Origin of the sequence: Ancylobacter sp. (genome assembly GCF_965229075.1) — a bacterium.
Taxonomy (GTDB): domain Bacteria; phylum Pseudomonadota; class Alphaproteobacteria; order Rhizobiales; family Xanthobacteraceae; genus Ancylobacter.
Genome location: NZ_CBDDIO010000002.1, coordinates 2,282,754 through 2,309,371 on the forward strand (window position 1 = coordinate 2,282,754; position 26,618 = coordinate 2,309,371).

Annotated in this window: 18 protein-coding genes and 1 pseudogene; 6 read left to right on the forward strand and 13 right to left on the reverse strand. The window is 65.7% G+C overall.

Features of this window, described 5'->3' with window-relative positions; genetic code table 11:
* The first annotated feature begins 84 nt into the window (after window positions 1–84).
* Complete coding sequence (locus ACO07Z_RS16725; RefSeq protein WP_421699727.1) at window positions 85–8,616, forward strand: GH36-type glycosyl hydrolase domain-containing protein; 8,532 nt, start codon at window positions 85–87, stop codon at window positions 8,614–8,616.
* Window positions 8,617–9,230: 614 nt separating this feature from the next.
* On the opposite strand, the gene ACO07Z_RS16730 is transcribed toward ACO07Z_RS16725, so the two are convergent.
* The 3 genes from ACO07Z_RS16730 to ACO07Z_RS16740 all read right to left on the reverse strand — a co-directional run bounded on the left by ACO07Z_RS16730 (window position 9,231) and on the right by ACO07Z_RS16740 (window position 11,984).
* Complete coding sequence (locus ACO07Z_RS16730; protein WP_421699728.1) at window positions 9,231–10,046, reverse strand: oxidoreductase; 816 nt, start codon at window positions 10,044–10,046, stop codon at window positions 9,231–9,233.
* 114 nt (window positions 10,047–10,160) lie between these two features.
* On the reverse strand, window positions 10,161–11,162 hold the full coding sequence (locus tag ACO07Z_RS16735; protein ID WP_421699729.1) for an NADP-dependent oxidoreductase: 1,002 nt from the start codon (window positions 11,160–11,162) through the stop codon (window positions 10,161–10,163).
* Between the two features lie 33 nt (window positions 11,163–11,195).
* Window positions 11,196–11,984, reverse strand: a complete 789-nt coding sequence (locus ACO07Z_RS16740; RefSeq protein WP_421699730.1) for an SDR family NAD(P)-dependent oxidoreductase — start codon at window positions 11,982–11,984, stop codon at window positions 11,196–11,198.
* Window positions 11,985–12,094: 110 nt separating this feature from the next.
* Here ACO07Z_RS16740 and ACO07Z_RS16745 point away from each other — a divergent pair, with 110 nt between their 5' ends.
* On the forward strand, window positions 12,095–12,658 hold the full coding sequence (locus tag ACO07Z_RS16745) for a TetR/AcrR family transcriptional regulator (RefSeq protein ID WP_421699731.1): 564 nt from the start codon (window positions 12,095–12,097) through the stop codon (window positions 12,656–12,658).
* 261 nt (window positions 12,659–12,919) lie between these two features.
* On the opposite strand, the gene ACO07Z_RS16750 is transcribed toward ACO07Z_RS16745, so the two are convergent.
* Window positions 12,920–13,783, reverse strand: coding sequence for a LysR family transcriptional regulator (locus ACO07Z_RS16750; RefSeq protein WP_421699732.1), 864 nt, complete (start codon window positions 13,781–13,783; stop codon window positions 12,920–12,922).
* Between the two features lie 160 nt (window positions 13,784–13,943).
* Here ACO07Z_RS16750 and ACO07Z_RS16755 point away from each other — a divergent pair, with 160 nt between their 5' ends.
* From ACO07Z_RS16755 to ACO07Z_RS16765, 3 genes and pseudogenes are all read left to right on the forward strand, one after another.
* On the forward strand, window positions 13,944–14,804 hold the full coding sequence (locus ACO07Z_RS16755) for an oxidoreductase (protein ID WP_421700836.1): 861 nt from the start codon (window positions 13,944–13,946) through the stop codon (window positions 14,802–14,804).
* Between the two features lie 145 nt (window positions 14,805–14,949).
* Window positions 14,950–16,344, forward strand: a complete 1,395-nt coding sequence (locus tag ACO07Z_RS16760) for an MFS transporter (RefSeq protein WP_421699733.1) — start codon at window positions 14,950–14,952, stop codon at window positions 16,342–16,344.
* Window positions 16,345–16,437: 93 nt separating this feature from the next.
* A pseudogene (locus ACO07Z_RS16765) lies at window positions 16,438–16,953 on the forward strand (hypothetical protein).
* Window positions 16,954–17,054: 101 nt separating this feature from the next.
* Here ACO07Z_RS16765 and ACO07Z_RS16770 read toward each other — a convergent pair.
* Window positions 17,055–17,651 carry a TetR/AcrR family transcriptional regulator gene (locus ACO07Z_RS16770; RefSeq protein WP_421699734.1) on the reverse strand — a complete coding sequence of 199 codons (597 nt, stop codon included), beginning with the start codon at window positions 17,649–17,651 and terminating at the stop codon, window positions 17,055–17,057.
* Between the two features lie 48 nt (window positions 17,652–17,699).
* On the opposite strand from ACO07Z_RS16770, the gene ACO07Z_RS16775 reads away from it, so the two are divergent.
* Window positions 17,700–18,539, forward strand: coding sequence for an oxidoreductase (locus ACO07Z_RS16775; protein WP_421699735.1), 840 nt, complete (start codon window positions 17,700–17,702; stop codon window positions 18,537–18,539).
* A 168-nt stretch (window positions 18,540–18,707) separates the two neighbouring features.
* Here ACO07Z_RS16775 and ACO07Z_RS16780 read toward each other — a convergent pair whose 3' ends face one another.
* From ACO07Z_RS16780 to ACO07Z_RS16815, 8 genes are all read right to left on the reverse strand, one after another.
* Window positions 18,708–19,673 carry an oxidoreductase gene (locus ACO07Z_RS16780; protein ID WP_421699736.1) on the reverse strand — a complete coding sequence of 322 codons (966 nt, stop codon included), beginning with the start codon at window positions 19,671–19,673 and terminating at the stop codon, window positions 18,708–18,710.
* Window positions 19,674–19,769: 96 nt separating this feature from the next.
* Window positions 19,770–20,663, reverse strand: coding sequence for a sigma-70 family RNA polymerase sigma factor (locus tag ACO07Z_RS16785; RefSeq protein ID WP_421699737.1), 894 nt, complete (start codon window positions 20,661–20,663; stop codon window positions 19,770–19,772).
* Window positions 20,664–20,743: 80 nt separating this feature from the next.
* Complete coding sequence (locus tag ACO07Z_RS16790; protein ID WP_421699738.1) at window positions 20,744–21,106, reverse strand: cupin domain-containing protein; 363 nt, start codon at window positions 21,104–21,106, stop codon at window positions 20,744–20,746.
* A gap of 94 nt (window positions 21,107–21,200) precedes the next feature.
* Entirely contained in the window at window positions 21,201–21,950 is a 750-nt protein-coding gene (locus tag ACO07Z_RS16795) for an SDR family oxidoreductase (protein WP_421699739.1), read from the reverse strand.
* A gap of 209 nt (window positions 21,951–22,159) precedes the next feature.
* Window positions 22,160–22,615: a carboxymuconolactone decarboxylase family protein gene (locus ACO07Z_RS16800; protein ID WP_421699740.1), complete on the reverse strand. Its 456-nt coding sequence runs from the start codon at window positions 22,613–22,615 to the stop codon at window positions 22,160–22,162.
* A gap of 561 nt (window positions 22,616–23,176) precedes the next feature.
* Entirely contained in the window at window positions 23,177–24,430 is a 1,254-nt protein-coding gene (locus ACO07Z_RS16805) for an endonuclease/exonuclease/phosphatase family protein (protein ID WP_421699741.1), read from the reverse strand.
* 157 nt (window positions 24,431–24,587) lie between these two features.
* Window positions 24,588–25,919, reverse strand: a complete 1,332-nt coding sequence (locus ACO07Z_RS16810) for a hypothetical protein (protein ID WP_421699742.1) — start codon at window positions 25,917–25,919, stop codon at window positions 24,588–24,590.
* A gap of 1 nt (window position 25,920) precedes the next feature.
* Window positions 25,921–26,529, reverse strand: a complete 609-nt coding sequence (locus ACO07Z_RS16815) for a TfuA-like protein (RefSeq protein ID WP_421699743.1) — start codon at window positions 26,527–26,529, stop codon at window positions 25,921–25,923.
* Window positions 26,530–26,618 lie beyond the last annotated feature (89 nt).

The window sequence follows — 26,618 nt, forward strand, 5'->3', positions numbered from 1 at the left end:
GGGCTCCGGACCCGCACCCCGCGAAGATCCGCCCCCCGGCCATCGGCCCATGCCTCTCGCGCCACCCCGCATCGGTAGCCATTGATGAATCCGATCGCTGATCTTCGCCGCTACGCCCTGCAACTGCGCAGCCGCACCTGGCAGGGGTCCGTCTGGAACGATCCTGCGCCGATACGTGAGGAGTTGTTCGGCGCCGAACGGCTGGAGCAGCACGCACGAAGCCTCGCCGCTGCGCAGCCGATCACCTTGCGGCCGCCTTCCGTCCCCTCCCTGCATGCCCGCCTGAAAGACAATGCCGGCGTCCTGCTGGCCGCCTATCGCGGCACGGCCGCCGATGCGGAGGGGGGACGCGCCGTGGTGCCGGCCGCCGAATGGCTGCTGGACAATTACCACCTCGTCGAGGAGCAGGCTCGCGAAATCCGCGACGACCTGCCGCCCGGCTATTACCGGCAGCTCCCGAAGCTCGCCGAAGGGCCGTTCGCCGGCTATCCCCGCGTGCTTGGCCTCGCCTGGGCCTATGTCGCCCATACCGACAGCCATTTCGATCCGCAAATGCTGCGCCGCTTTATAGCCGCCTATCAGCAGATCGAGCCGCTCACCATCGGCGAGCTGTGGGCGGTGGCGATCACGCTGCGCATCGTGCTCATCGAGAACCTGCGCCGGCTTGCCGACCAGATCACCGCCGGGCAGCAGCTGCGCCGCGAGGCCGATGTTCTGGCTGACCGGCTTCTCATGGCGGGCGAATCCCGTACCGCGCTCGACGCGGACGTCCTGGCTCGGTCGCCGGGACCGCTGGACGAGGTCTTCGCTGCGCAGTTGGTCAAGCGGCTGAGGGACCAGGATCCGCGGATCACGCCAGCGCTGGGGTGGCTGGAGGCGCGATTGGGGCGCCAGGACGCGACGGTCGAGAGCGTCGTCCAGCACGCTCAGCAGCGCCTCGGCGCTTCCAATGTCAGCGTGCGCAACGTCATCACCAGCATGCGGCTGATCTCAGACATCGACTGGGCTGAGATGTTCGAGAGCGTCAGCCTGGTCGACGAGCGGCTCCGGGCGGGCAGCGCCTTTGCGGCGATGGACTTCCCTACCCGCAATCTCTACCGCAGCGCCATCGAACAGCTCGCCCGCGGCTCCGCAGCGTCCGAGCTCGATATCACCGGGCATGCACTACAGGCCGTGGCGACGGCGACGACCGCAACGCAGGATGCGTCGGCCGACGCCACCGGCGATCCCGGCTATTATCTCATCGGTAATGGGCGGGACACCTTCGAACGGAGCCTCGATTTCCGTCCGCCGCCCCGGCTCCATCTGAGCCGCCTCGGCATCCGCTTCGGCATTAGCGGCTATGTGGGCACGATCCTTTTCGTCGCCTGCGTCCTCCTCGCGCTGGCGCTGTGGGCGCTGTCCGCTGCCGGCCTGTCCGGGGCGTGGCTCACCGTGCTCGCGCTGCTCGGCTTCATCCCGGCGAGCGACGTGGCGACCGCTCTGGTGAACCGGGCGGTGGCCTGGCTGTTCGGTGCCACCAGCCTGCCCGGCCTGGAACTCGCTGGCGGTGTCCCGACGTCGCTGCGCACCCTCGTCGCCGTGCCGACGTTGCTCACCAACGAGGCGGATCTCCTGGAGCAGGTCGAGCGGTTGGAGGTGCATTTCCTCTCCGGCTCCGCCGGCGATCTCACCTTCGCCCTGCTCTCCGACGGCATCGATGCCGACAGCGAGGTGCTGCCCAACGATGCCGCGTTGCTGGAGCGGGCGGCGAAAGAGATCCAGCAGCTGAACCTGCGTTACGGCCCAGGCCCGGCCGGAGACCGCTTCCTCCTGCTGCACCGCCATCGCCGGTTCAATCCGGGCGAAGGCAAATGGATGGGATGGGAGCGCAAGCGCGGCAAGCTGCACGAGCTCAACCGCCTGCTCCGCGGGGCGGACGACACCTCCTTCATCGCCATTGCCGGGCGTGCCCCGCAGGTCCCGGCGGATGTGCGCTACGTTATCACCCTCGACGCCGATACCCGCCTGCCGCGCGACGCGGCGCAGCGGTTGGTCGGCAAGATGGCGCATCCACTCAACCGGCCAAAATTCGACAGCGTCGAGCAGCGCGTGGTCGGCGGCTACGGCATCCTCCAGCCGCGGGTGACGCCCTCGCTGCCGATCGGCCGCGAGGGCTCGTTCTACCAGCGGGTGATCTCCGGCGGCGGCGGCATGGACCCTTATGCGGCGGCGGTGTCCGACGTCTATCAGGACCTGTTCGGCGAAGGCTCCTACACTGGCAAGGGCATCTATGAGATCGATGCCTTCGAGGCTTCGCTCGCCGGGCGCATCCCCGACAACACGATGCTCAGCCACGATCTCTTCGAGGGCGTGTTCGCCCGCGCCGGCCTTGCCTCGGATGTCGAGGTCGTTGAGGAATTCCCTTCGCGCTACGACGTTGTCGCCAAGCGCCAGCATCGCTGGATGCGCGGCGACTGGCAGCTCGTTCCGTGGATCTTCGGTCACGGGGCGGGACGGCGCGGCGTGACCCCGGTCGGGCGGGGCAAGATGCTCGACAATCTGCGGCGCTCCGTTCTAGCCCCCCTCACCTTGCTGACGCTGTGCCTGTGCTGGCTGCTTCCCATGCCGGCGGCGCTGATCGGCACGCTGCTGGTGATTGCTAGCGTCGCGGTCCCCGCTTTCCTGCCGATCCTCTTCACCCTGCTTCCGGGCCGTCCCGGCATAAGCCTGCGCAGCCACCTCGCCCACCTGCGGGCCGACATCTGGCTGGCAACCGCCCAGACCCTGCTGTCACTCACCTTTTTGCCCGACCATGCCAGGCGGGCCGCCGATGCGGCGATCCGCACTTTGCTTCGGCTGATGGTGACGCATCGCCATTTGCTGGAATGGACGACGGCGGCGAAGTCCTCGGCGGCACCGCGGCTGGGACTTGCCGGCTTCTACCAGCAGATGACCGGCAGCACGGCGCTCGCTTTCCTGCTGGCGACCAGCGCGCTCCTCATCATGCCGTCCTCCTGGCCGCTCATCCTGCCTTTCGCCTTGCTCTGGCTCGGCGCGCCCGCGATAGCGCAATGGGCGAGCCGTTCGCCGAAAGTGCCGCTGCGCCTCGCCGTCGGTGAACGGGAAGCACGCGACCTTCGGCTGATTGCCCGGCGCACCTGGCGCTTCTTCGAGACCTTCGTCACCCTGGCCGACAACATGCTGCCGCCGGACAATTTCCAGGAAGTGCCGAAACCGGTTGTCGCGCGCCGGACCTCGCCGACCAACATCGGCCTCTATCTGCTCTCGGCCGTCGCCGCCCGCGACTTCGGCTGGGCCGGCACGATCGAGACCATCACGCGGCTGGAAGCAACGTTCGCGACCCTGAAAAAGCTGCCCCGCTTCCGCGGGCACTTCTTCAACTGGTACGGGACGCAGGACCTCGCCTCATTGCCACCCGACTATGTCTCGTCCGTCGACAGCGGTAATCTCGCCGGCCATCTCATCGCGCTGGCCAATGCCTGCGAGGAGTGGACGGATGCCCCTGTCGGCGTGAGCACGCGCGCGGGCATTGCGGATGCTCTGGCGCTGGCGCGCGAGGCGATGACGGCCCTGCCCAGCGCGGGCAGTCCGCAGGGACAGGCGCTGGCGACGACGCTGGACGAGATCGACGCCCAGCTTTCCGGCATACAGACCCTGGAGGCGACAGCACCGGCGCTGAAGCGGCTCGCCGACAGGGCCGGCAGGATCGCGCAGGAGATCGTCCCGGCGACCGGCGCCGACGGCTCCACGGACATCGCCTACTGGATAAACGCGCTCGGCAGGGCGGTGAGCGAACATGAGCGCGACCGCGTCGAGCTCCTGGCGGCGCCCGCCGCCATACGGGATCGCCTGACCGCGCTGGCGGATATGGCACGGGCCATGGCGTTGGAGATGGACTTCGCCTTCCTGCTCGATCCCGAGCGGAAACTGCTCTCCATCGGCTATTCACTCGCCGAGAACGGCCTCGACCCGAGCTGCTACGACCTTCTGGCGTCCGAAGCGCGCCTCGCCAGCCTTTTCGCCATCGCCAAGGGCGATGCCCCGACCCGCCACTGGTTCCGGCTCGGCCGGCTCGCGACGCCGCTCCGCAGCGGCTCGGCGCTGATCTCCTGGTCGGGATCGATGTTCGAATACCTGATGCCGTCGCTGGTGATGCGGGCGCCGGCCGGCAGTGTGCTCGAACAGACCAACCGCCTCGTGGTCGAGCGGCAGCAATCCTACGCGCGGTCTCTGGGCGTTCCGTGGGGCATGTCCGAGTCCGCTTACAATGCGCGCGACATGGAGTTCACCTACCAATACGCCAATTTCGGTGTGCCCGGCCTCGGCCTGAAGCGCGGTCTCTCGGAGAGCGTGGTCGTGGCGCCCTATGCGACCGGCCTCGCTAGCATGGTGAACCCCGAGCGCGCGCGGCAGAACTATGCCCGTCTCGCCGAGCTGGGTGCGCAGGGCCGCTACGGCTTCTACGAAGCGCTCGACTTCACCCGTTCGCGGCTCCCGGAAGACGAGGACGTGGCCATCGTTCGCAGCTTCATGGCTCATCACCAGGGCATGACCATCGTCGCCATCGCCAACACGCTGCGGGGCGGCGAGATGCGTGCCCGATTCCATCGCGAGCCGATGATCCAGGCGAGCGAGCTGCTGCTGCAGGAACGCTCGCCGCGCGACGTCGTCGTGGCCCGCCCCCGCGCCGAGGAGGTTCGCGCCGCCGCCGTCGATGCTCGCAGCGAGGGGGCGATGGTACGTCGCCTGACCGCTCCCGCTCCGGGGGCGCCGACTACGCACCTGCTCTCCAATGGTAGCTACGCCGTCATGATGACCGCGGCCGGCAGCGGCTACAGCCGCTGGGGCGACATCGCGGTCACGCGCTGGCGCGAGGACGCCACGCGCGACGACTGGGGCTCCTTCATCTTCCTGCACGACGTGCGGAGCGGCAGCGTCTGGTCCGCCACCACGCACCCGATGGCGGACGCTGCGGGTGAAAGCGACGTGGTGTTCGGCGAGGACCACGCCGAATTCATCCGTCACGATGCCGGCCTGACGACGACGATGGATGTCATCGTCTCCGGCGAGCACAATGGCGAGGTCCGGCGCGTCTCGCTGACCAATAGCGGCCGGCGGACCCGCGAGATCGAGCTGACCTCCTATGCCGAGCTGGTCCTGACCACGCCGGCCGCCGACAATGCCCACCCGGCCTTCGCCAAGATGTTCGTCGAGACCGAGCACCTGCCGGAATTCGGCGCCCTTCTGGCCACGCGGCGGCTTCGGGCGCCGGGCGAACCGCAGATCTGGGCGGCGCATTTCGCGGTAGTGGAAGGCGAGGTCGCCGCCAACCCGCGATACGAGACCGACCGCGCCCGCTTCATCGGCCGCGGGCGCAGCGTCGGCACGGCCCAGGCCATGTCTGGCGGTCAGCCGCTCTCGAACACCGTGGGCACGGTGCTGGACCCGGTCTTCTCGCTGCGCCAGAGCGTGCGCATCGCGCCGGGCAAGATTGCGCGCGTCGCCTTCTGGACCGTCGTCGCGTCCTCGCGGGCGGAACTGCTCAATTTGATCGATACCCATCATGATCGCAACGCGTTCGACCGGGCCAAGACCCTGGCGTGGACGCAGGCACAGGTTCAGCTTCGACATCTCGATGTGGATGTGGAGGAGGCCGCCGACTTCCAGCGGCTCGCCGCGCCGCTGCTCTATGCCGACCGGCGCTTCAGGTCGCCCTCCGAGGCGATCATGCGCGGTGCCGGCCCGCAGTCCGGCCTCTGGCAGCATTCCATCTCCGGCGACCTGCCGATCGTGCTGCTGCGGATCGACGACGTCGAGGACATGGCGCAGGTGCGCCAATTGCTGCGCGCCCATGAATATTGGCGCATGAAGCGCCTCGCCGTCGACCTCGTCATCGTCAACGAGCGCGCCTCCTCCTATGTGCAGGACCTGCAGATCGCCATCGAGGCAGCGGTGCGGACCAACGCGTCGCGCCCGCTGCTCGGCACGGAACCGGCGCAGGGTTCCGTCTATGTGCTGCGTGCCGATCTCATGAGCGTCGAGTCACGTGCCCTTCTGCGCTCGGTCGCCCGCATCGTCCTTGCGGCACGTCGCGGCACCATCGCCGACCATCTCGCCCGTCTTCTGCCCCGGCCGTCGAATCCTCCGTCCGTCCAGCGCCGGGCGCGGGCCTTGACCTCGATGCACGTTCCCGTGTCGCCGCGCGAGCCGCCCACGCTCGAATTCTTCAACGGCCTGGGCGGCTTCGACAAGGACGGGCGCGAATATGTGACTATCCTCGCGCAGGATCGGACGACGCCGGCACCCTGGATCAATGTCGTCGCCAATGCCGGCTTCGGCTTCCAGATATCCGCCGACGGCAGCGGCTATAGCTGGGCGCAGAACAGCCGCGAGAATCAGCTTACCCAATGGTCGAACGACGCCGTCGTCGATCCTGCGGGCGAGGCGATCTATGTCCGGGACGAGGAGAGCGGCGATCTGTGGAGTCCGACCGCGCAGCCGATCCGAGGCGACGGCACCTATGTTGCGCGGCACGGCTTCGGCTACAGCCGCTTCGAGCATGAGGCGAACGGCATAGCCCTCGACCTGCTCCACTACGTGCCGCTCGACGATCCGATCAAGATCTCGCGGCTGAAACTCGCCAATTTTTCCGGTCGGCCGCGCCGGCTCTCCGTCACCGTCTATGCGGAATGGGTGCTTGGCACCTCGCGGGGAGCCTCCTCTCCGTTCATCACCACGGAAATCGACGAGCAGAGCGGTGCGATGCTGGCACGCAATCGCTGGAGTTCCACATTCGGCTCCCGCGTCGCCTTCGCCGACCTCGCCGGGCGGCAGACCGCCTGGACCGCGGACCGCACCGAATTCATCGGCCGCGATAGCGGGCCCTCGTCGCCTCTCGGCCTTGCAAGCAGGGCGCCTCTGTCCGGCGCGACCGGCGCTGGCCTCGATCCGTGCGCCGCCCTGCAGACGGTGGTCGAACTCGGCGTCGGCGAGACGATCGAGGTCGTCTCGTTCATCGGCCAGTGCGGGTCGGTGGAGGAAGCGCGGGCACTGCTCGCGCGCTATCGCCAGGCTGACCTCGACGCCGTACTCGCCGCGGTGACAGCCCATTGGGACGGGGTGCTCGGCACCGTCCAGGTGAAGACGCCGGACCGGGCGATGGACATCATGCTGAACGGCTGGCTGCTCTACCAGACGCTCGCCTGCCGCATCACCGCGCGCTCTGCCTTCTATCAGGCCAGCGGCGCCTATGGCTTCCGCGATCAGTTGCAGGACGGCATGGCGCTGACGCTCGCGCTGCCGGAGGAGACGCGCGGCCACATATTGCGCGCCGCCGGGCGACAATTCCTCGAGGGCGACGTCCAGCATTGGTGGCTGCCGCAATCGGGCCAGGGCGTGCGCACTCGCATCTCCGACGACCATGTGTGGCTCGCCTTCGCCACTGCCACCTATATCGGCAACTCCGGCGACGCGGCGATCCTCGACGAGCCCGTGCCCTATCTCGACGGCCCGCTGCTGCACCCCGATGAGCACGACAATTTCTTCCAGCCGATGCCGGCGGACACGTTGGGGCCGCTGTTCGAGCATTGCGCGCGCGGCCTCGACCATGCGGTGACGCTCACCGGCGAGCTCGGCCTGCCTTTGATGGGCACCGGTGACTGGAACGACGGCATGAACCGCGTCGGCGAGGGCGGCAAGGGCGAGAGCGTCTGGCTCGGCTGGCTGCTCATCCGCACCATCGACCTCTTCGCGCCGCTGGCAGAGGCGCGCGACCCCGAACAAGCCCGCCGCTGGCGTGCCCACGCGGCGTCAGTGCGCCGGGCGCTCGAGCGCTCGGCCTGGGATGGCGAGTGGTACCGCCGCGCGACCTTCGACGACGGCACCTGGATCGGCTCGAAGGACAGCGGTGAGTGCCGCATCGATTCCATCGCGCAATCCTGGGCGGTGCTGTCGGGCGCCGCCGACAGCCTGCGCGCGGCCACCGCCATGGCCTCGCTCGAGCGCTACCTGATCCGGTCGGACGGCAAACTCGCGCTACTGTTCACCCCTCCCTTCGACAAGACGCCGCTCGATCCAGGCTACATCAAGGGCTACCCGCCCGGGCTGCGCGAGAATGGCGGGCAGTACAGCCATGCTGCGATGTGGGCGATCCTCGCTTTCGCCAGGCAGCGGGCGGGCGACAAGGCGCACGATCTCTTCACCCTGCTCAACCCGATCAACCATGCCCGCACGCCCGATGAGGCGGAGCGCTACAAGGTCGAGCCCTATGTCGTCGCCGCCGACATCTATTCCGTAGCGCCGCATGTCGGGCGCGGCGGTTGGACCTGGTACACCGGCTCGGCGGGCTGGATGCACCGCGCCGGCGTCGAAGGCATTCTCGGCATACGCCGGGAGGGTGATTTCCTCGTCGTCGCCCCCTGCATCCCCTCGGCATGGCCCGGATTTGAGGCGACCGTGACGCTTGGCGGGGCAGCCTGCAGGATCGAGGTTCGCGCCATCGGCGAGGGTGAGGAATTATATTCGGTGCTCGACGGTGTTCGCACCCCATCACCGGACAGATCGACTCGTATTCCGCTCAACGGCGAGAATCATAATCTGCTGATGTCCATCTGACGAGAGTACATCAAGCCCGGTCTCATCGAGCCCAACTGCCGTGGTGAAGAGCGGCGACTTCGAGAGATTCGGCCCCCTTCTGCCGTAGAATAGACCTGCCACAACCCGACCGCTGCAACACTGAGCACGAATTAGAACATCTACCTCACACCGCGGAACTCATGCGGCAGGAGCCGACCAACGGCGGACGCACAGAAAGTGGACGCTCACTTTAGAGGTGACAGAATCGAACCTGCGGGATGCGCGCACAGCCGAGGTCGCGCATGCATCTTGCGGCGCTATGAGGCTCGCCGCTGCCCCCCACCGACGGCCAGCGGGAGATGCTCTTGATGCGCTCGGATCCGTTGCCGACAAGCAGACCTTCCCAAGGTCAGAGAAGTGGTCAGCTCAGGACGCCACGTCGGTTGACCACGACGGCCGCTCTTAACTGGTCTGACGCCAAAAGCCGCCATTCCGGATACGGCCCCGATGCCGCCTGTCAGCAAAGCGCCGCGTTCTCGGCCATTGATCGAGCAACGGCCTCGGCCCAAAAGCGGACATTAGCGAGGCTCCGCGCCCGGTCTTGGTCTTTCACAATATGACCAGCACAAAGCAGGCGCGAAGCTTCAGCTGCCTCAGCGTGGCAGGCCGAATTGCTGGCGCAGCGCCTTGTCGAACAGCCGCGCGGGCATGAGGCGACGCAGCAGGCTGACCTTTTTCGCCACTTTGCCGACGGGGTAGCGCAGCCTGTAGCGCGGCGCCGTGGCAGCTCGAAGCACCGCATCCGCCACATCTTCGGGTGTGACCGCCGTCGGCAATGCCTTCTCGATGAATCCACGCACCCAGGCGCGGCCACCATCATACTCCGGCTTCTTGGCGTCGGGCTCCAGCGCGCTCTGGTCGAAATTGCCGGTCACCGTGCCGGGCTCAATCAAGCTCACGCGGACATTGAAGGCGCGGACCTCGTGATCGAGCGACTCGGAATAACCCTCAACGGCGAACTTGCTTCCGGCATAATGGGCCGAGTACGGCGCGGGGATGAACCCGAGCGCGCTGCTCAGATTGATGATGCGGCCCTGCCCGCGCGCCCGCATCGACGGCAGGACCGCGTTGATGACCCGGACAACGCCGAACAGATTGACGTCGTAAAGGCGCTGAACTTGTGCGACTGACGATTCCTCGGCGCCCCCGAACATGCCGACGCCGGCATTGTTGACGAGAACGTCGATGCGCCCCGTGCGTGCGAGCACCTGCGATATGAGGGCGGCGACGGAGGCGTCATCCGTTACGTCGCAGGCCAGCATCGTGACCTGGCTCGGGGCGGTTCCGCCCGGTTTGCGGCTGGTGCCGAAGACGGTGAAGCCCGCCCGCGCCAGGGCTTCGGCGCTCGCCCGGCCGATGCCGGACGACGCCCCCGTTACAAGAGCGGTTTTCGGAGAGTGTGAGGACATGGCTGCTGTTCCGGTTTGCGGGACGAGGGAACGGGTCCGCCATCGCGGCCCAAAGAGTCACCGCTGGCCGGCGCCGCAGGGCCGGCCATGCGTCAGGTTGGGGCTCCGCCCCCGTCAGTTCAGCCGGACGACGACCTTGCCTCTGGACCGTCCGGTGTCGAGATAGGCCAAGGCCTCATTGGTCGCGGCGAACGGGAAGACCCGGTCCATGATCGGACGAATGGCCCCGGCCTCGATCAGCGCCGTGATCTGGCTCAACTGCCCGCCATCCGCCCGCATGAACAGGAAGGAATAGGCGAGCCCTCGGCCTTTTGCCTTCCGGCGAATGCCGAAGCTCAGAAGGCGCATGAGCTGCCGCAGGCCCCAGTTCAGCCCCTTCTGCCGGGCGAAATCGGGGTCCGGCGGGCCGGAGATGGAAATCAGCTTGCCGCCGGGCTTCAGCACGCTCAGGGACTTCTGGAGCGTGTCGCCGCCGAGGCTGTTCAGGACGACATCGTAACCCGACAGGACTTTCTCGAAGTCCTGCGTCTTGTAGTCGATCACGACATCGGCGCCGAGGCTTCGGACCAGATCGACATTGGCGGTGCTGGTGGTCGTCGCGACCGTCGCGCCGCGATGCTTGGCCAGTTGAATGGCGAATGTCCCGACGCCGCCCGAGCCCGCGTGGATGAGGATCTTCTGCCCCGTGCGCAAGCCGGCGCGGTCGACAAGAGCCTGCCAGGCGGTCAGCGCGACCAGAGGAACCGCAGCCGCCTCCTCCATGGTCAGGTTCCTCGGCTTCAGCGCGAGATCGCCCTCGTGAACGGCAATCCGCTCCGCGAGGGTTCCGACCCGGCCATCGCGCGGGCGGGCATACACTTCGTCCCCCGCCTTGAAACGGCGGACCTTCGCGCCTACCCGCACGACCCGTCCCGCCATGTCGTGTCCCAGAATGAAAGGCGGGCGATAGGGAAGGAGGGGCTTGAAGGCGCCGGCGCGGATCTTGGAATCCAGAGGGTTCAGCCCGGCGGCATGAATGTCCACCAGGACATCCTCATCCCCCAGTTCCGGCTCCGGCCTATCGCCGAAGCGCAGGGCGCCGCTCTTCTTGTATTTGTCGAGGATGAAGGCCTTCATGATGGTGTGCTCTCTGGGTTCCCGCGCCAAGGCTCAGGCAGCCGTGCGGTAACGCGCCGCGGCGTGTTCCTGGCGGGTGTTCGGCAGCATGGCCTGACGCGCGGCCTGATAGGCGTTCCACTGCTCCACATCGGGCAGCGGCGGGATGGTGACGGCCTCGCGGCGGTCGAAGCCGACCAGCGCCGCGTCGACGAGTTCTTCGACATCCATCACCCCGGCCATGGCGTCGACATCGGCGCCGACGTGCCCCCAGATCTCGGTGCGCGTGGCGGCGGGGAGCACCGCCTGGACATAGACGCCCTTCGGACCGAGCTCGAGGCTGAGTCCCTGCGACAGGAACAGCGCGAAAGCCTTCGTCGCCCCATAGACGGTCATGCCGAATTCCGGCGCGATCCCGACCACCGAGCCGATATTGACGATCGCGCCCGTGCCGGCCTGTGCAAGACGCGGCGCGATGGCACTGGCCAGCCGCAGGACGGCGGTGGTGTTGAGGGCGAGCAACTGCGCGACGGCGTCGGTGCTCTGCTCGATGAAGCTGCCGCCAATGGCCGTTCCGGCATTGTTGATGAGGATGCCGACGCGGGCGTCGTCGCGCAGGCGAGCCTCAACGACCGCGAGGTCGGCGGGCTGTGTGAGGTCGGCCGTGACGATGTCGATCGTCACGCCAGTCTCTTCACGCAGGCGCGCCGCCAGCGCCTCCATGCGCTCCGTGTTGCGGGCAACCAGCACCAGATCATGCCCACGGCGGGCGAAACGCTCGGCATAAGCCGCGCCGATGCCGGTGGAGGCGCCGGTGATAAGAACGGAGGGGTGTGCGGCCATGGGTTGCTCTCTCTTCAATTCGTGGTCATATACATGATGAACATCATGATTGAATCTAAATATGACGATCATCATGTAACTGTCAATGACAGGTGTCGGAGGAATCTGAAATGAAGGTGAGCCGCGAGCAGATGGTGGAGAACCGCCGCCGCATCCTCGACGCTGCCAGCTCGCTCTTTCGCGACAGGGGATTCGACGCCGTCAGCGTGGCCGAGGTGATGAAGGCCGCCGGGCTCACCCATGGGGGCTTCTATGGGCATTTCAGTTCAAAGGACGATCTGGTCGCGCAGACGCTGGCCCATGTCCTCGCGGCGGATGTCGGCGGGAAAACCGATATCCGCGCCTATCTCGAGGCCTATCTGTCGCCGCGCCATCGCGACAACCCGGCCGCGGGTTGCCCGACGGCGGGACTTGCCGCCGCCATCCGCCACCAGACCCCGGCGGCACGCGCGGCGATGACGGAAGGGTTGCGCTCGCAGATCGGACGCATCGCGACGTCGCTCCCGTTGGCGGATCCGGCCGGCCGGCGTCAGGCAGCGATTGGAAGCTGGGCGGCGATGGTCGGGGCGGTCATCCTTGCCCGCGCCATCGATGACCCTGCTCTTTCCGACGAGATCCTGGAGCAGACTCGCGCCTGGATCGAAGCGGGGATCACGGATGGGGCAGCCTTGTAATTCCAAGGCCTGCAACGAAGTTAGATTGCATCCTCGGCTAGCAGTAGACGACCACCAACTTGATGTGGACTTCGAAGCGGAAGTTTCGAAGGTAGCCTTTTGGTCAGCTTAGCCCTCGGCAATTCACCGGCGCGATATGTCGGCTTCTTGCTTGAAGTCCCGATAGCGGCCAGTCCGCTCGGCCCCGAACCGGCGTTTCCTCCTCGCGGCACCGAGCTTCCATTTCTGGCCTTACAACTAAGTTGCCAAGCGTGCAGGGAACTATTGGGGCGATAGCTTGGCAGCATGATCGGTCACGACGGATATGAAGGCCCGCAGCCGCCGAAGGCGCCGGATGTCGCGGTGATAGCCCATCCAGATATCCCGTGAGGGTGGCTTCACCGGCAGATCGAGCTTGCGGAGACCCACGATCTGACTTCCGACCACCTGCGGTAGAACGGCGATGCCGATGCCTTGGTGGGCCATCCGCCCCTGAACGTTCCGATTGTTCGACCGCAGGAGCCGCCTGGCGTTTGGAAAGCTTTCGGCGAGCCAGGCGATGTCCGGGAACTGCCCGGTCGAGGTGTCGTGGGTGATGAGCCGGAAGCCGGCGCCATCTCCGTAGACCGGCTCGGGCGAGCCTGCCGCGACGTAGACGCCATAGGGAAGCTGGACCAAGCGTCGCTGCACGACATCAGGATTGTCGAACGGGACGATCCGGAAAGCGATGTCAGCCTCCCGCTGCGCGAGGCTGAATAGGCGGGTGCCGGTGAGGACTTCCAGATCGACCTGCGGACAGGCCTTCGCATAATCGTCGATGATCGGAGGCAGCACATAGGCGCCAAACCAGTCCGCAGACGATATGCGCAAGGTGCCCTGAAGGGCCTGCTCCTGGCCGGCGAGCCGCCGCTCGATGGCGAGGGCACCTTCCTCCATCTGCTCCGCCAGCGCGATGACCGCGTTGCCTTCTTCCGTCGGAATGAAGCCGTCGGCGGTTCTCTGAAACAGCGTCTGGCCGGTGGCCTGTTCGAGCGCCCTAAGGCGGCGTCCTACCGTGGGATGGCTCAGATGAAGTGCGCGAGCGGCAGCGCCCAGCGTACCGGTACGGGCTATGGCGAGAAAAATTCTAACGTCGCTCCACTCCATTGCCTCACCCACAGAAATGAACGAACGACGTACGATACTGTCAGTTATCGAACAAATCCATTCACCTACATTTGCCTCATCCCGCTGGGTCCGGCAGCGCGCCGGCCGTTTACGGCGGCGCCTCATCACGGCGCTCGTCCCAACGCTAAAGGAGGACAGGATGAAAACCTGGCTGATCACAGGATGCTCGTCGGGCCTGGGCCGGGAGCTTGCCGAGGCCGTCGCCGCGCGCGGCGATCGCCTCGTCGCCACCGCCCGTTCGACGGAGAGCTTGCAGACGCTGAGCGAGCGCTATCCCGAGACGGTGCGCAGCATTTCGCTCGACGTCACCCGTGCCGGCGACGCCGCAAGGGCGGTGGCCTTGGCGGAAAGTACGTTTGGCGGGCTCGACGTGCTCGTCAACAACGCCGGCTTCGGCTTTATCGGCGCGATCGAAGAGGGTGAGCCCGACGAATATCGACCGCTGTTCGAGGTGAACGTTTTCGGGCTGATCGAGACGACGCGAGCGGCGCTGCCGGCGCTCCGCAGGCAGCCGGGAGCCCGCATCGTCAATCTCTCCTCTGGAGCCGGGATCTCCGGCTCGGCGGGCTTCGGCTTCTACAACGCGACCAAGTTCGCGGTGGAGGGCTTGTCCGAGGCGCTCGCCGGAGAACTTCGCCCGCTCGGTGTGACCGTCATAATCGCCGAGCCCGGCCCGTTCCGAACCGCGTTTCTCGGGCGCTCCATGATGGCAGCAGTGCGCGAGATCCCCGCTTATGCCGGGACCACGCAGGCGCGGCGGCATTACCGCGAGACCAATGATGGACGGCAGGCGGGCGATCCCGCAAAGGCTGTGGCCGTGATGCTGCAGGCCGTCGATGCCGAGAGCCCGCCGCTGCACCTGCCCATCGGCCCCCGCGCTCACGCCATAGCGGAGCAGAAGCTGGGCGCCTTCCGCGCCGACATCGCGGCTTGGCGCGAGCTTTCCATCGCGACTGATTTCGATGCCGACGACCGGGATTCAGCGGCCGGTGCCGCTTAGCACGGCCTCAAGTCATCGGCAGCAACGAAGCCTGGGGTTCAAGACCGGAAACACTCCCATGACCACGACAACATGCGGAAGGGCGTCCCTTGGGGCCTCTATGGTGAGGGACGGCAACGGTCTGCTCGAGCCACGGCGCTGGACAATGTTCGTCGTCCTACTGGTCGGCACGTTCCTGCCCCCGCTCGACTTCTTCATCGTCAATGTGGCGCTTCCCTCGATCCGGGGGGAGCTGGGCGCCTCCTCCTCCACCGAGCAGCTCGTCATTTCCTCCTATGCCGCGCTCTATGCGGTGACGCTGACAACCGGTGGGCGGCTCGGCGACCTGTTCGGTCGCGGCCGCATGTTCTTTCTCGGCCTGATCGGCTTTGCCGCCGCCTCGACGGTGTGCGGCTTCGCCTGGTCTCCGTGGGTTCTGGTCGCCGGGCGCGCCTTGCAGGGCGTAACGGCCGCCGTGATGGCGCCGCAGGCACTCGCGTCAGTGCAGGCGATTTTCCCGGAGAGGGAGAAGCCACTCGCCCTCAGCATCTATGGTGCGGTCTTCGGCCTGGCCGCGGTAATCGGGCAGGCGCTTGGTGGCCTCCTGATCTCGCTCAACATCATGGGGCTGGGGTGGCGGACGATCTTCCTGATCAACCTGCCGGTGGCAACGCTCGTCCTGCTATTCGGTATTCCGCTGCTCAAAGAGACGCGCGCGCACGAAGCACGCAGGCTCGATCTCGGCGGGATGTCGCTCTCGATGCTAACACTCGGCGCGCTGATCGAGGGGCGTGAAGCTGGATGGCCGCTCTGGTCCCGGCTGTCGCTCGTCGCGGTGCCGTTGCTGGCAGGGCTCTTCTGGCGTTATGAGACCCGGCTGGCACGCGCCGGCGGCGCGCCCTTGCTCGACCCGGTCGCTGTGCGGGCGCCGGGACTCGGTTGCGCGCTGTTGATCGCGCTGTTGTTCTATTCGATCGGCAGCTTCTTCCTGCTGTTCTCTGTCTATCTGCAGGAAGCTCTGCAGGCGACAGCTCTGCAGGCGGGCCTCGTCTTCCTGCCATTCGGTGCCGGTTTCCTGTTCGGGCCGCTGTCGACGCCCTTTCTCCGGCGGTTCTGCGGCGCCTATGTCAATCCGATCGGCATGGGGCTGGAAGTCGCCGGGCTCCTGGCTCTCGCCGGGCTCATCGCGGCGACACGCACCGGTGTGCATCCCGCGCCGATGCCGCTTGCCCCGATCCTGTTCGTGATCGGCTTCGGACAGGGGCTGGCGCTGCCGACCCTGATGGCGATGGTGACGGGCCGCGTCGCGCCGGTCCTTTCCGGCATGATTGCCGGCGTCGCCAGCTCGACCCTGCAAGTCAGCACCGCGCTCAGCGTCGCCGTCATCGGCGGGATCTTCTACGAGGTGCTGGGCGAGCGGACCGATCCGGCCGCCATCAGTCAGGCCCTCATCGTCGCCGTGCTTTGCATCGCCGCCTGTCTCGCCGGTGGCGTGGCTCTGAGCGTCACCCTGGTCCGGCGGTTGCCTCCTGCGCAAGGCGAGGCAGAGCGGCAGGTTTGAGAACCTCTCCCTGATGCATGCCCGGAGGCGGGTATCGCCCCCCGAGGCGACTCCATCAGAGCAGAGCCCCCCATCACAAGACAGGACAACCCCATGTTTGGAATCTCGCCTCTCGGTTGGGTGCATACGCTTGGCAGCCTGCCTGCCATTCCCCTCGCCATCTACATGTTTGCCCGCCACGGCAGGATCGTGCCGCGATCCGTGCCCGGCGCCCTCTATTTCGTTTCGATGCTGATCGGCGGGACAACGGTGTTTCTGGTGGCCCATGAGCAAATAAGCTAGGGCATCGGCGCGGCGACGCTCCTGCTGCTGCTGGCCGGATATGGCATCGGCCACGCCCCGCAATTTGGCCGCGCCGGCACCTATTTCGAGACAATTTTCCTCACCCTGACGACGTTTCTCTTGATGGTGCCGAGCGTAAGCGAAACGCTTCGTCGCGTACCGGATGGCCACCCGCTGGTCACCGATCCGAAGTCGCCGCTCCTCCTGGGCGCCCTAGCTACCCTCGTCGTCATGCTCGTCGTCGGACTGACCGCTCAGGTCATCTATTTGCGCAGGCAGGGCTGGGGCGTGGCTGGGTACGTACCGAGCAGGAGAGCCGCCGACTGAATGGGCAAACGGACGCCGCTCGACGCGCAGGGCATGTTGCTTGCCGATCGGCCTTGGCGGCCCGGCGGCAGCTAACGTGGTGAAATGGCAGACTGCGGCCGTTAAGTGAATCCGAGCAGCAATGTCTTCGCCATGTCGCGCGCCTGCGCGGCAAGCTGCTCATCCCGTAGTTCGCCGGCGGTCCAGAACGAGAGAACCCCGCGAAAGGCGAAGGCGAGCTGTTCCGGCAGACAGCGCAGCGCGCGCTCCCTGTCCGCCCCGGCCAAGCCTTCCCCGGCGCCCAGCGCTAATGACCATAGGGTCGTCGAGTGGGCTAGGACCTGTCCGGGGGATGGCCCGGCCGTGCCGATCCAACTCATCACGACGCGGTTTATCTCCGGCTCCTCCAACATCACCTCGACCGCCGTGTCGATCGCCAGCAGCACCCTGCCGGCGGCATCGGCCGGCGGCGACATATCGGCAAAGCGCGTGGCCATTGTGTCGATCCGCCGGCCCGACAGGGCAAGCATGATCGCCGCCTTGCTGCCGAACTGGTTGAACGGTGTCGCGAAACTCACCCCGGCCTCGGTGGCAAGGTCGCGCATCGAGAAATCGGCCTTCCCTCGGCGAAGCAACCGTTCCGCCGCGTCCAATACGCGCTGACGAACCGGCTCGCCGCGCGCGGCGGTCGGTGCTGCCTGGGTCTTGTTTCCTGTCATAGCTTATCTATATCATGATATAGATTTGTTCATCTCCGGAGTTGTATCATGGCTTCCTCCCCCAAGACATTTCTCATCACAGGCGTCAGTTCCGGCCTGGGACAAGCCTTTGCCCTCGGAGCGCTTGAAGCGGGCCACCATGTGATCGGCACCGTGCGGCGGCAGGGTGACGCCGAGGTCTTCGCCGCGCTCGCGCCCGGTCGTGCTCACCCGGTCACGCTGGATGTGACGGATTTCGACGCGATCCCGGCGGCGGTCTCTGAGGCCGAACGGCAGGCTGGTCCGATCGGCGTGCTGGTGAACAATGCGGGCTATGGCCATGAGGGCGTGCTGGAGGAATCGTCCTTGGACGATCTTCAGCGCCAATTCGCCGCCAACGTCTTCGGGCCTGTCGCGATGATGAAGGCGGTGCTGCCGGGCATGCGCGCGCGGCGTCGTGGCCATATCATTAACGTCACCTCCATGGGCGGCTTCATCACCATGCCCGGGATCAGCTTCTATTGCGGCAGCAAGTTCGCGCTCGAAGGGCTCTCCGAGGCGCTCGGCAAGGAAGTGGCGAGCTTCGGAATTCGGGTGACGGCGCTCGCGCCCGGCCAATTCCGCACCGATTGGGCCGGCCGCTCGATGGAACGCACGCCGCGCAGCATTGCCGACTATGACACGGTGATGAACCCGATCCGCGCTGCGCGACAAGCCAAGAGCGGCAATCAGCCCGGCGATCCGGCTAAGGCCGCGCAGGCATTGCTCGCCCTTGTCGATGCCGAGAACCCGCCGGTGCGGCTGTTCCTCGGCGACGATGCCTTGGGGCTAGTCGAACAGAAACTCGGCCGCATGCGCGACGAAATCAGCGCATGGGAGGCGCTGTCGCGATCCACCAACTTCGTCTGATGAGTTGTCGGATTTGCCGCAGCCTATGAAGGCGCTCTGCGCGACTTCATAGGCTGCCACGGAGTGAGAAGTGGACTGCAGGCTTGCGCTCGACACAGGCGGGAAGGCGGTCGTCCCGTATCCGAGGGGCAAAGGACATGCAGGTCCTCCTTTGCGACCAAACAGGACTTAAACAATGTCCAACCCTGTCCACGCGATGGACAATCGCCACAGGCGCTCAGCCGATTCCGGATCGCACGCCCAGGGGCTGACGCCTTTTCTTCCCGTCCTCGCAGAGTTGACGACGGCGATGTCGCAGTCCTCGCAGTAGACGCCGCCCAAGCCGTCGACCCGCTGGTTCGTGGCGCACCAGACGCTTGTGGCGGCCCCTTGCTCGACCGTCTTCATGCCGCGCGCGGGATCGATGATTGGGCGCCCTGCCTCGTCCAGAGCGTCGAACGAGGCGATCTCCTCGGCGCTGAGATGCCGGGCGAGATCGGTCAGGATCTGGCCGGGATGAAGCGAGAAGGCCCTGATGGCATGGCTCCGTCCCCGGCGGTCAAGCGCCATTGCGAACAGAGCGTTGGCCGTCTTCGACTGACCATAGGCGACCCATTTGTCGTAGGGACGAACCCGGAAGTCGATGTCCTCGAAGTCGATCCCGGATATCTGGTGGCCGCGCGAGGAGACGCTGACGACGCGGGCGCCTCCGGCCGCGACAAGAGCGGGCCAGAGCCCGAGCGTGAGACGGAAGTGGCCGAGATGGTTCGTCGCGAACTGCGCCTCGTGCCCATCGGCGTCCCGAGTCTCCGGCGTCGCCATGATGCCGGCGCTGTTGACGAGGATCGACACGGGCTGGCCGGCGGACACGACATGTGCCGCGAAGGCAGCCACGGACTGCGGATCGGCAAGGTCCATGGCGTCGACGGTGGCGCCGGCAAGTCCGCCTAAGGCTTTCCTTGCCCGCTCAGGGCTTCGCGCGGGCACGATGACCTCGGCCCCGGCATGGAGGAGAGCGCGCGTCGTCTCGAGCCCGAGGCCCGAGGCCCCTCCGGTCACAATGGCGAGCTTCCTCGAGAGATCGATCCCGGAGACGACCTCCATGGCCGTGCTGGCGGCGCCGAAGCCGGAGCCAATGGGTGTCTGCTGCGTCATGTTGTTGTCCTGCGTGAGCTGGCGCGCCGTGCGAGAACAACAGTGCGTTGAGAGGTTGAATGTGGGGCGAGGCGACATGCGCCGCCCGCGGTCTGATCACTGTGTCCGGGAGGTCGGGTCCGGCCCCGCAGCGAGAGCCTGCGCGATATGGCGGAGTTTGTCGGGATTGCGGGCGGTGATCCGGCCGTCTTCAATAGCGAGCGCTGTCGTCTGGAGGACGTCGCCGCGCTCGCGGCTGACATAGCCTGGCAGCCCGTCGATCCAGGCGGGTTCAAGCATCTGCGCCCAGCCCTCTCCCCATTTTCGGCGCACCCCCTCGTACAGCCGCAGGAGGCGGTCCAATCCCGCAATGGGGTTGATGAAGGCAAGGACCTTGCCGCCGCCGTCCGAACGCAGAACCACGTTCTCGGCAAGAAGCGTCCGCAGCGTTGCGGTGTCACCGCTGGTCGAGGCCGCGAAGAAGGCGCGCGCGATCCGCTCGCCCTCTTCGCGTTCGACCGGGAAGCGCGGACGTGCGGCCTGAATATTTCGGCGCGCCCGGACGGCGAGTTGGCGCACGGCCGCTGCTTCGCGATCGAGCGTGTCCGCCACCTCGCCGAGCGGCACGCCGAAGACGTCGTGGAGCAGGAATGCCGCCCTTTCCAACGGTGACAAGCGCTCGAGTGCCATCATTAGCGTCAGCGTGAGGTCGTCCTCCTCCAGGCCACCTTCTTCGGTTTCGACCAACGGTTCGGGCAGCCAGGCGCCGACATAGGTCTCGCGGCGGGCGCGTGCCGACTTCATCTCGTCAAGGCAAAGCCGGGTGACGACGCGTGCAAGGAACGGATACGGGGCTGCGACACCCCTACGGTCCGTGGCGACCCAGCGCAACCATGCGTTCTGCACGACGTCCTCAGCTTCGCTGCGCGAGCCCAGCATGCGGTAGGCGATGCGCAGGAGCCGCGCCCGATGGGTCTCGAAGATGTCTGTGGCGTCATCTACCTGCCGCATTGCGTTCCTCGACAGTGGCTTTCGCTTGCCCCCGTAATGATGGCCGCGGACGAACTCCCCCACCCAGCGTACACCGGTTCTTACGGCCGGTCCGGCGTCGTGAGTTTGGTGTCGTCCGTATCCACGACGAACACGGCAAGGAGCTTGGAGGGCTCGACATCGCTCGCGTTGGCGCTGACGCCGTGATGGTCGCCCGGCATCTCGACGAAGCTTTCGCCGACGCGAAATACCTTCTCCGGGCCGTCGTTGATCCGGCTGCGCACCGCGCCCTCGATCACAGTCGCCGTGATGAAGGCGGATGTCGCGTGGGTGTGGGACGGCGAGGAGCCGCCCGGACCGTACTCGACAAGGACGCCGCGTAGGCTCTTGCCCGGAACGGAAGGTATCGGATGGTCGAAGATCGTCGTTACGCGCGCTTCGCCCCTTGCGACATCTGTCGCCATGGCGGGAACGGCAGTGACGGATAGCAGGGCTCCAAGCAGGAATGTTCTGAACACGGCATGGGTCTTTCTGTGTGGGTGGGAGAACGCATCGGGCTCAGGCGGCGACGAGCCAGCTCTCGAAACGCGTTGGTCCGAGACGCGCCGCTCCCACATGTTCGGGAACCAGCGAACCTTTTTCGAGCGCGGCGCCGAAGTAACGCGCGGCCCTGTCGGCCTGAACCTCCCGAACGTCGCCGTCCGCGGCGATGCGACGGGCGACGAAGTCGCGGAAGGGCAGGCGGTTGGGTCCGGCGATCTCGATCGTCGCGTTGCGCGGCGGAGCGAGCGCGACATCGGCGAGCGCTGCGGCGACATCGGCGGCGGCGATGGGCTGGAAGTCGGCATCGGGTACGACCAGGCGGTCGCCGTCGATCGATGCTTCGGCGATGGTGGCGACGAACTCGAAGAACTGGGTTGCGCGCACGATGGTGAAGGGGACGCCAGAGACCTTGATCAGCCGTTCCTGCGCAACCTTCGCCCGGAAGTAGCCGTTCCCCTCGAGGCGATCCGTGCCAACGATGGACAGGGCGACGTGATGCCTTACGCCCCCCGCGCGCTCGGCAGCCAGAAGGTTGCGGCCCGAGCGCTCGAAAAAGTCGAGCACCGCTGCATCCTCGAAGGAAGGCGAGTTCGACACGTCCACGACAACATCGGCGCCCGCAAGGACCTCGGCCAGGCCTTCACCCGTCAGCGCGTTCACGCCGGTACTCGGCGAAGCCGCGACAGCATCAACCCCTTGTCGCGAGAGGTCGGCCGTCAGTTGACGCCCGATCAGTCCGCTTCCACCAATCACCACGATCTTCATAGTATCCATCTCCCAGTTTAGGAACGGACCAAGCGGCATGTGCCGCTCTCAGGCGTCCGTTGAAGACAAGGACGAGGCGTATTGGGCCGGATGTGACATGCCCCCCGGAAAAATCGGCGACGCAAACGCGAGGACGCGGGAACCGATCGATCAACCGCGGCGCAAACGGGACGGCTGTAGCGCCGGCCCTGAGCGTGCGACTGGGCCGACTAAGCCTTCGCCTGAACCGGCAGTCGAAAGGGCGCCCCCAGCCTATTAAAGGCGTTCATCGCCGCGATGGTGATCGTGAGATCCACAAGGTCCTTCGGTGCGAAGGCGGCGCTGGCTGCGGCGTAGGCTTCATCGGAGGCATGCGTCTCGCTGACCAACGTGACCTCCTCAGCCCAGGCGAGAGCGGCGCGGTACTGTTCAGAAAATAGATGGGGCACTTCATCCCAGACCGGAACCAGGACGACCTTTTCGAGAGGCATGGTCTTGAGCAGGTCGCGCGTATGCAGGTCGATGCAGTGCGCGCAACCATTGATTTGCGACACCCGTAGGAAGACGAGGTGGATCAGCTCATGGGGGAGATCGGTGCCCGTGGTGATGTAGTGATGGACGCCGTAGAGCGCTTTGGCCCCCTGCGGGGCCACCTCGTTCCAGGCCAGCCTTTTGTTCTCGCTCATATCTCGTCCTTGTGCTCGGAGCGCCGGAGATCGACGTTCGAGGTCATGACGAGCCGAGCGATCCGGATGTGACATGCCCATGCCGCACTTCGACTCGAAGCAGCTCCTGTTACGGCGAGCGCTTCTTCGTCAGGGTGCGAGCGGTCTCGACGGATTAATTGAGGTCTGACATCGGCCTGCGGCTGCAGAACGGCGGTAATCTGCACAGCGGCAGCCAAAACCGGCCGGTCCGCTCCCGGCCCCAAACGCGCCACTCGTCGTCGCAGCGAACTTCTGCTTCTGGCGCATCCGGTAGGTTCTATTCCTTCCAGCCAGGGATTTTGGCGCGGAAAATTCCAGCTTTAAACGGTCCAGTTTTCGGGGATCAGATCACAATGTAGAGCTTCAGCAGCACGGCGGGATGGTTAGCAAGCCGCCTCGTGCTCGCGGGCATCGCCCGCCGAAGCTTGAACTCGGCAGGCCCAGCGCATCGACGAAGGCCTCGACCACATGAATCGGGTTGTTCTCGTCTGCCCATTCGCGGGGAGGTTCCATCCGACTCTCTTGTTGCACAGCCAGAAGTCAGTAGCCAATTTTAGCAACCAATGGGCAGTGATCGGATAGAGCCAGAATCGGATTGGGATGGGTCGCGTTTGCCGACAGTGTGCGCCCAAGACGCTGGAGCGGCACTTTGACTGCTTCTTTGGCTGACAGGCCTGGCCCCACTAGGATGTGGTCGAGTCCCACGGGGTTGCGACATCCCAAGACATCTGTGGCAGCGAGCGTCTTTGTGGCGGCGCGCCAGGCGGCCTTGTCCGGAGGCGCTTCAGCGACCGCGCACGCGATCTCGGCCGCCGAACTGACCGGGCAATGCTCTACAAGGGCGGACAGATCGCTCGAGGCTGGCGCACCGTCGTCAATCTCCTCGATCAGGCTGTTCACCTTAGCGCTATTACCCAGTGGGCTGGCCGGATCTGAGCCGTCCGTGCGGACCGGTCCGGTAAGATGCAGCTCGTGCCAGATGGCGCGGTTGAAATCGCCGAGGACAATGAGCCTATCGCTGCTTTCGCTCGCGCCTTCAATCCAGGCCTCCAAGGGCACAATCTGCTGCTGCAGGATCTGGCAATGTGGGTTGTCCCCCGCGAGCGCCCCGCGAGGACTTCCCGGTTCGGCCTCGACCGGCGTTACGCATGAGGATTTCAAGTGCACGTTCAGCACGCGAAACCGCTTGCCGCCAATCGTAAGGGCGAGAGAATATCCCGGCCTCACTTGGAGCTCGGTGGCAAGGTGAGGCAGGCTGATTGATGTCTCGTAGGCGCACTCGCCAGCGCCGAGTTCTTTCCTCCAAGCAAAGCCGAGGCGCTGGACCTTGAAGTTTTCGAACGCGCAGACCTCGTAGTCCTTGCCATTCTCGGGAAGCACATCCCGAATGGCTTGTTCGCCACTTACTTCCTGAAAGCCGATGATGTCTGCCTGGAGCCGGTCCGCAATAACAGCGGCAATCTGTTTGGTCCGCTTGAGATAGGCCGCCTCGGTCACCGGGACGATTTCGAAATTGGCCTGATACACGTCACAGGGCGCCCAGCGGGCGATGTCCCAGGCGATTGGCGCGTCACGCCCCCATTCCAGCTCCCAGCCGGGCTTTCCGGCCGTTGCCGGTTCCCACTGACCGGTCTGCGGGTTTTTGGCGAAAGGCCCACTGCATTTCTTGATCCACGTGGCAGCCTCCGTGCGTGACATATGCCAACCGAGGTTCCAGGTGGCGACTTTCAGCGTTTCGGCGTGGGCCGTGCCCACCGCCAACAGCAAAGCAAGTCCGAAAATCACCTGTTTCATCTCTATTCCCCTAAGGAAAATTCTGATGATGACTGCAATAAATGCAGCCATATGGTGTGGAGCGCTGCGTGTTTATTTGCTGGTTCAGCTGGATCATTGAACATCCGTTCAAGTTCGGTTGACAATGTCGTAGACCCGATGCAGCGGGAGAAAAATTCTAGTTTTTGCATGTCTTTTCCGGCAATCCGCTGCAATATGACCTGATACGTACCATGCTGGGAAAGAAACGGCTAAGGTCGTTTAAGCTTGTGTCGAAACAGCCATTGTCGTCCGGCCAGAACCGAGCGTGAGTACCCGGAAGATTTTGCCAGTGGTTGGGCGGCATCGTGGTATTGGCCGCGCGCTCGAGGATCGTCGTGCAGAAGTTATGTTGCTTGGTCACAGCCGGAATCTCGTGGCAGGCCATGCAGCCGGGGGAGCCTGGCACGGCAGGCATCGCTGGGTAGTTCGTCCAGCTTTCCCGAGCTGATTCCAGGCCAGTGAACCTGAAGCGGCCCGGGCCGGGATTCGGGGCATACATCGATCTCACGATCTTGCCCAAGGTTGTCGCGGGATTGACAAGGAAAGGGTTCTTGCCGAGGTGGCAGGAATTGCACCGATCCTCCCCGTCGAACGGATGAACGAAATCCCGCAGATCAGTGACCGGTATCTCTTCGCGCCGGATCCGCCTCGATTTATTGGCGTCGTCATAGACGAGACTGTCGAAGAAGCAGGTGTCGATCTCTTCGCGGTCGGTGCAGATCGCGCCAAAATAGACGGGTGCAGACGGCTTGTCGGGATTCTCGCGCAGCAGCGCGACGCAATAGCCGCCATCGTCGGCCCGGTAAGTCCAGGCCGTGGCAGCTCTCCAGTTCGAGCGGAACAGATAGGCTTGTGTTTCGTGATCAAGACGCGTCGGAGCCGACCATCTGCGGTCCGTTGCGAGCGGACCGGGAACCGGTACGCCGGCAGCCTCGCACTGCGCATGGTAGGCCGCGGCATCATTCCGGCCGGGACGGGCACCGCCGGCGCGCACGGCGACGGCCTGCGAGAGGGACTGGGTGGCGTGCTGCTTTTCGACAATATCGCCGACGTCGCGCCAGCCGTCGATCAGTCGGCGGGCAACCTGACGATTCTGGACTGCCGTTTCGCTTTGTGAGAGGGCAGCCGCCAGCTCAATGAGAACGAACATATGTTCGGCTTGCTCGTCACGCGTCGACCGGGGGGCGTCGACAGACTGAGCCAGCCGGCGATATCGGGCTAGGGCTGGCCCGTCGAGGGCGGCCTCCGTGCAGCTCAGCGCGCTCTGAAGAAGTGCCGCCCTGTTCTCGTCATCGACAACGACGACATGACCCGTCTTAGAGTCGACGACGGAACCATAGGCGGCGATGAACTCGCACCGGGAATCCTGCGGCTCCGAACCCGACTCGTTGTCGGCTCGCAGCGACGGCCAAGCCAACAACGAGAGCGACACGGCGCCGAGGGCGGCGATCAACGATGTGGAGCGCATGTCAGGCTCGCAGGCTAGAGAGGAGACGACTTGAGAATTGGGTATGCAGAAAGGCGCTCGGGACCCTCCCGGGACCGGTTCCCGGAAGGATGAGCTGATCGATCAATGCCTGCGCGTCTCGGCTCTTGGCCCCCGGGCCATCCCCTGCGAGCCAGGCCATGATCCGCGAGCGGACCCTGGCGTCGAAGCCCTCGAGTACGGCGTCCCAGCTTCTCAGCTTAAAGTGGAGCCGACGCGACGCGGCGTTTAGCGCGGCCGCCTCGGCCATATCGATGACGCCCGCCAGCCGGGCACGGGCGGCCACGTCGTCGACATCGACCAGGGGAACGCTGCAGGGGATATAGCCGAGTTCCGCCGGGCCATACACCAGGGCCACATCGGCATCGGCACTGCGGCGACCGGATCGGTAGTCCTCGAAGATCGTGCCGACGCCGATCATACCGTCTTGCCAGCACTCGGCGGCGCGCAACGCGCCCATGCTGGCGGCCCCGAGGACCCTGCAGCCGGCGGCAAGGGCAAACAGTATTTCCTTGTGCCAGACCGCCGGGCCGGATTCGAACGTGCCGTCGACCAGCCCGATCGTACGTCGTCCATCCAGGACGGCGCGCATGATGTCGCCGCATCCGGCCGGCGGTGCCAAATCGACCCCTAGGCTCGCTGATCGGAGGCCAGGCAGGCTTGGTCCTATGAATAAGATGG

Excerpts from the sequence above, each read along its gene's own strand:
- ACO07Z_RS16725 (WP_421699727.1), top strand. The coding sequence starts at position 85 with ATGAATCCGATCGCTGATCTTCGCCGCTACGCCCTGCAACTGCGCAGC.
- ACO07Z_RS16730 (WP_421699728.1), bottom strand. The coding sequence starts at position 10,046 with ATGTCCTCACACTCTCCGAAAACCGCTCTTGTAACGGGGGCGTCGTCC.
- ACO07Z_RS16735 (WP_421699729.1), bottom strand. The coding sequence starts at position 11,162 with ATGAAGGCCTTCATCCTCGACAAATACAAGAAGAGCGGCGCCCTGCGC.
- ACO07Z_RS16740 (WP_421699730.1), bottom strand. The coding sequence starts at position 11,984 with ATGGCCGCACACCCCTCCGTTCTTATCACCGGCGCCTCCACCGGCATC.
- ACO07Z_RS16745 (WP_421699731.1), top strand. The coding sequence starts at position 12,095 with ATGAAGGTGAGCCGCGAGCAGATGGTGGAGAACCGCCGCCGCATCCTC.
- ACO07Z_RS16750 (WP_421699732.1), bottom strand. The coding sequence starts at position 13,783 with ATGGAGTGGAGCGACGTTAGAATTTTTCTCGCCATAGCCCGTACCGGT.
- ACO07Z_RS16755 (WP_421700836.1), top strand. The coding sequence starts at position 13,944 with ATGAAAACCTGGCTGATCACAGGATGCTCGTCGGGCCTGGGCCGGGAG.
- ACO07Z_RS16760 (WP_421699733.1), top strand. The coding sequence starts at position 14,950 with ATGTTCGTCGTCCTACTGGTCGGCACGTTCCTGCCCCCGCTCGACTTC.
- ACO07Z_RS16770 (WP_421699734.1), bottom strand. The coding sequence starts at position 17,651 with ATGACAGGAAACAAGACCCAGGCAGCACCGACCGCCGCGCGCGGCGAG.
- ACO07Z_RS16775 (WP_421699735.1), top strand. The coding sequence starts at position 17,700 with ATGGCTTCCTCCCCCAAGACATTTCTCATCACAGGCGTCAGTTCCGGC.
- ACO07Z_RS16780 (WP_421699736.1), bottom strand. The coding sequence starts at position 19,673 with ATGACGCAGCAGACACCCATTGGCTCCGGCTTCGGCGCCGCCAGCACG.
- ACO07Z_RS16785 (WP_421699737.1), bottom strand. The coding sequence starts at position 20,663 with ATGCGGCAGGTAGATGACGCCACAGACATCTTCGAGACCCATCGGGCG.
- ACO07Z_RS16790 (WP_421699738.1), bottom strand. The coding sequence starts at position 21,106 with ATGGCGACAGATGTCGCAAGGGGCGAAGCGCGCGTAACGACGATCTTC.
- ACO07Z_RS16795 (WP_421699739.1), bottom strand. The coding sequence starts at position 21,950 with ATGAAGATCGTGGTGATTGGTGGAAGCGGACTGATCGGGCGTCAACTG.
- ACO07Z_RS16800 (WP_421699740.1), bottom strand. The coding sequence starts at position 22,615 with ATGAGCGAGAACAAAAGGCTGGCCTGGAACGAGGTGGCCCCGCAGGGG.
- ACO07Z_RS16805 (WP_421699741.1), bottom strand. The coding sequence starts at position 24,430 with ATGAAACAGGTGATTTTCGGACTTGCTTTGCTGTTGGCGGTGGGCACG.
- ACO07Z_RS16810 (WP_421699742.1), bottom strand. The coding sequence starts at position 25,919 with ATGCGCTCCACATCGTTGATCGCCGCCCTCGGCGCCGTGTCGCTCTCG.
- ACO07Z_RS16815 (WP_421699743.1), bottom strand. The coding sequence starts at position 26,529 with ATGCGCGCCGTCCTGGATGGACGACGTACGATCGGGCTGGTCGACGGC.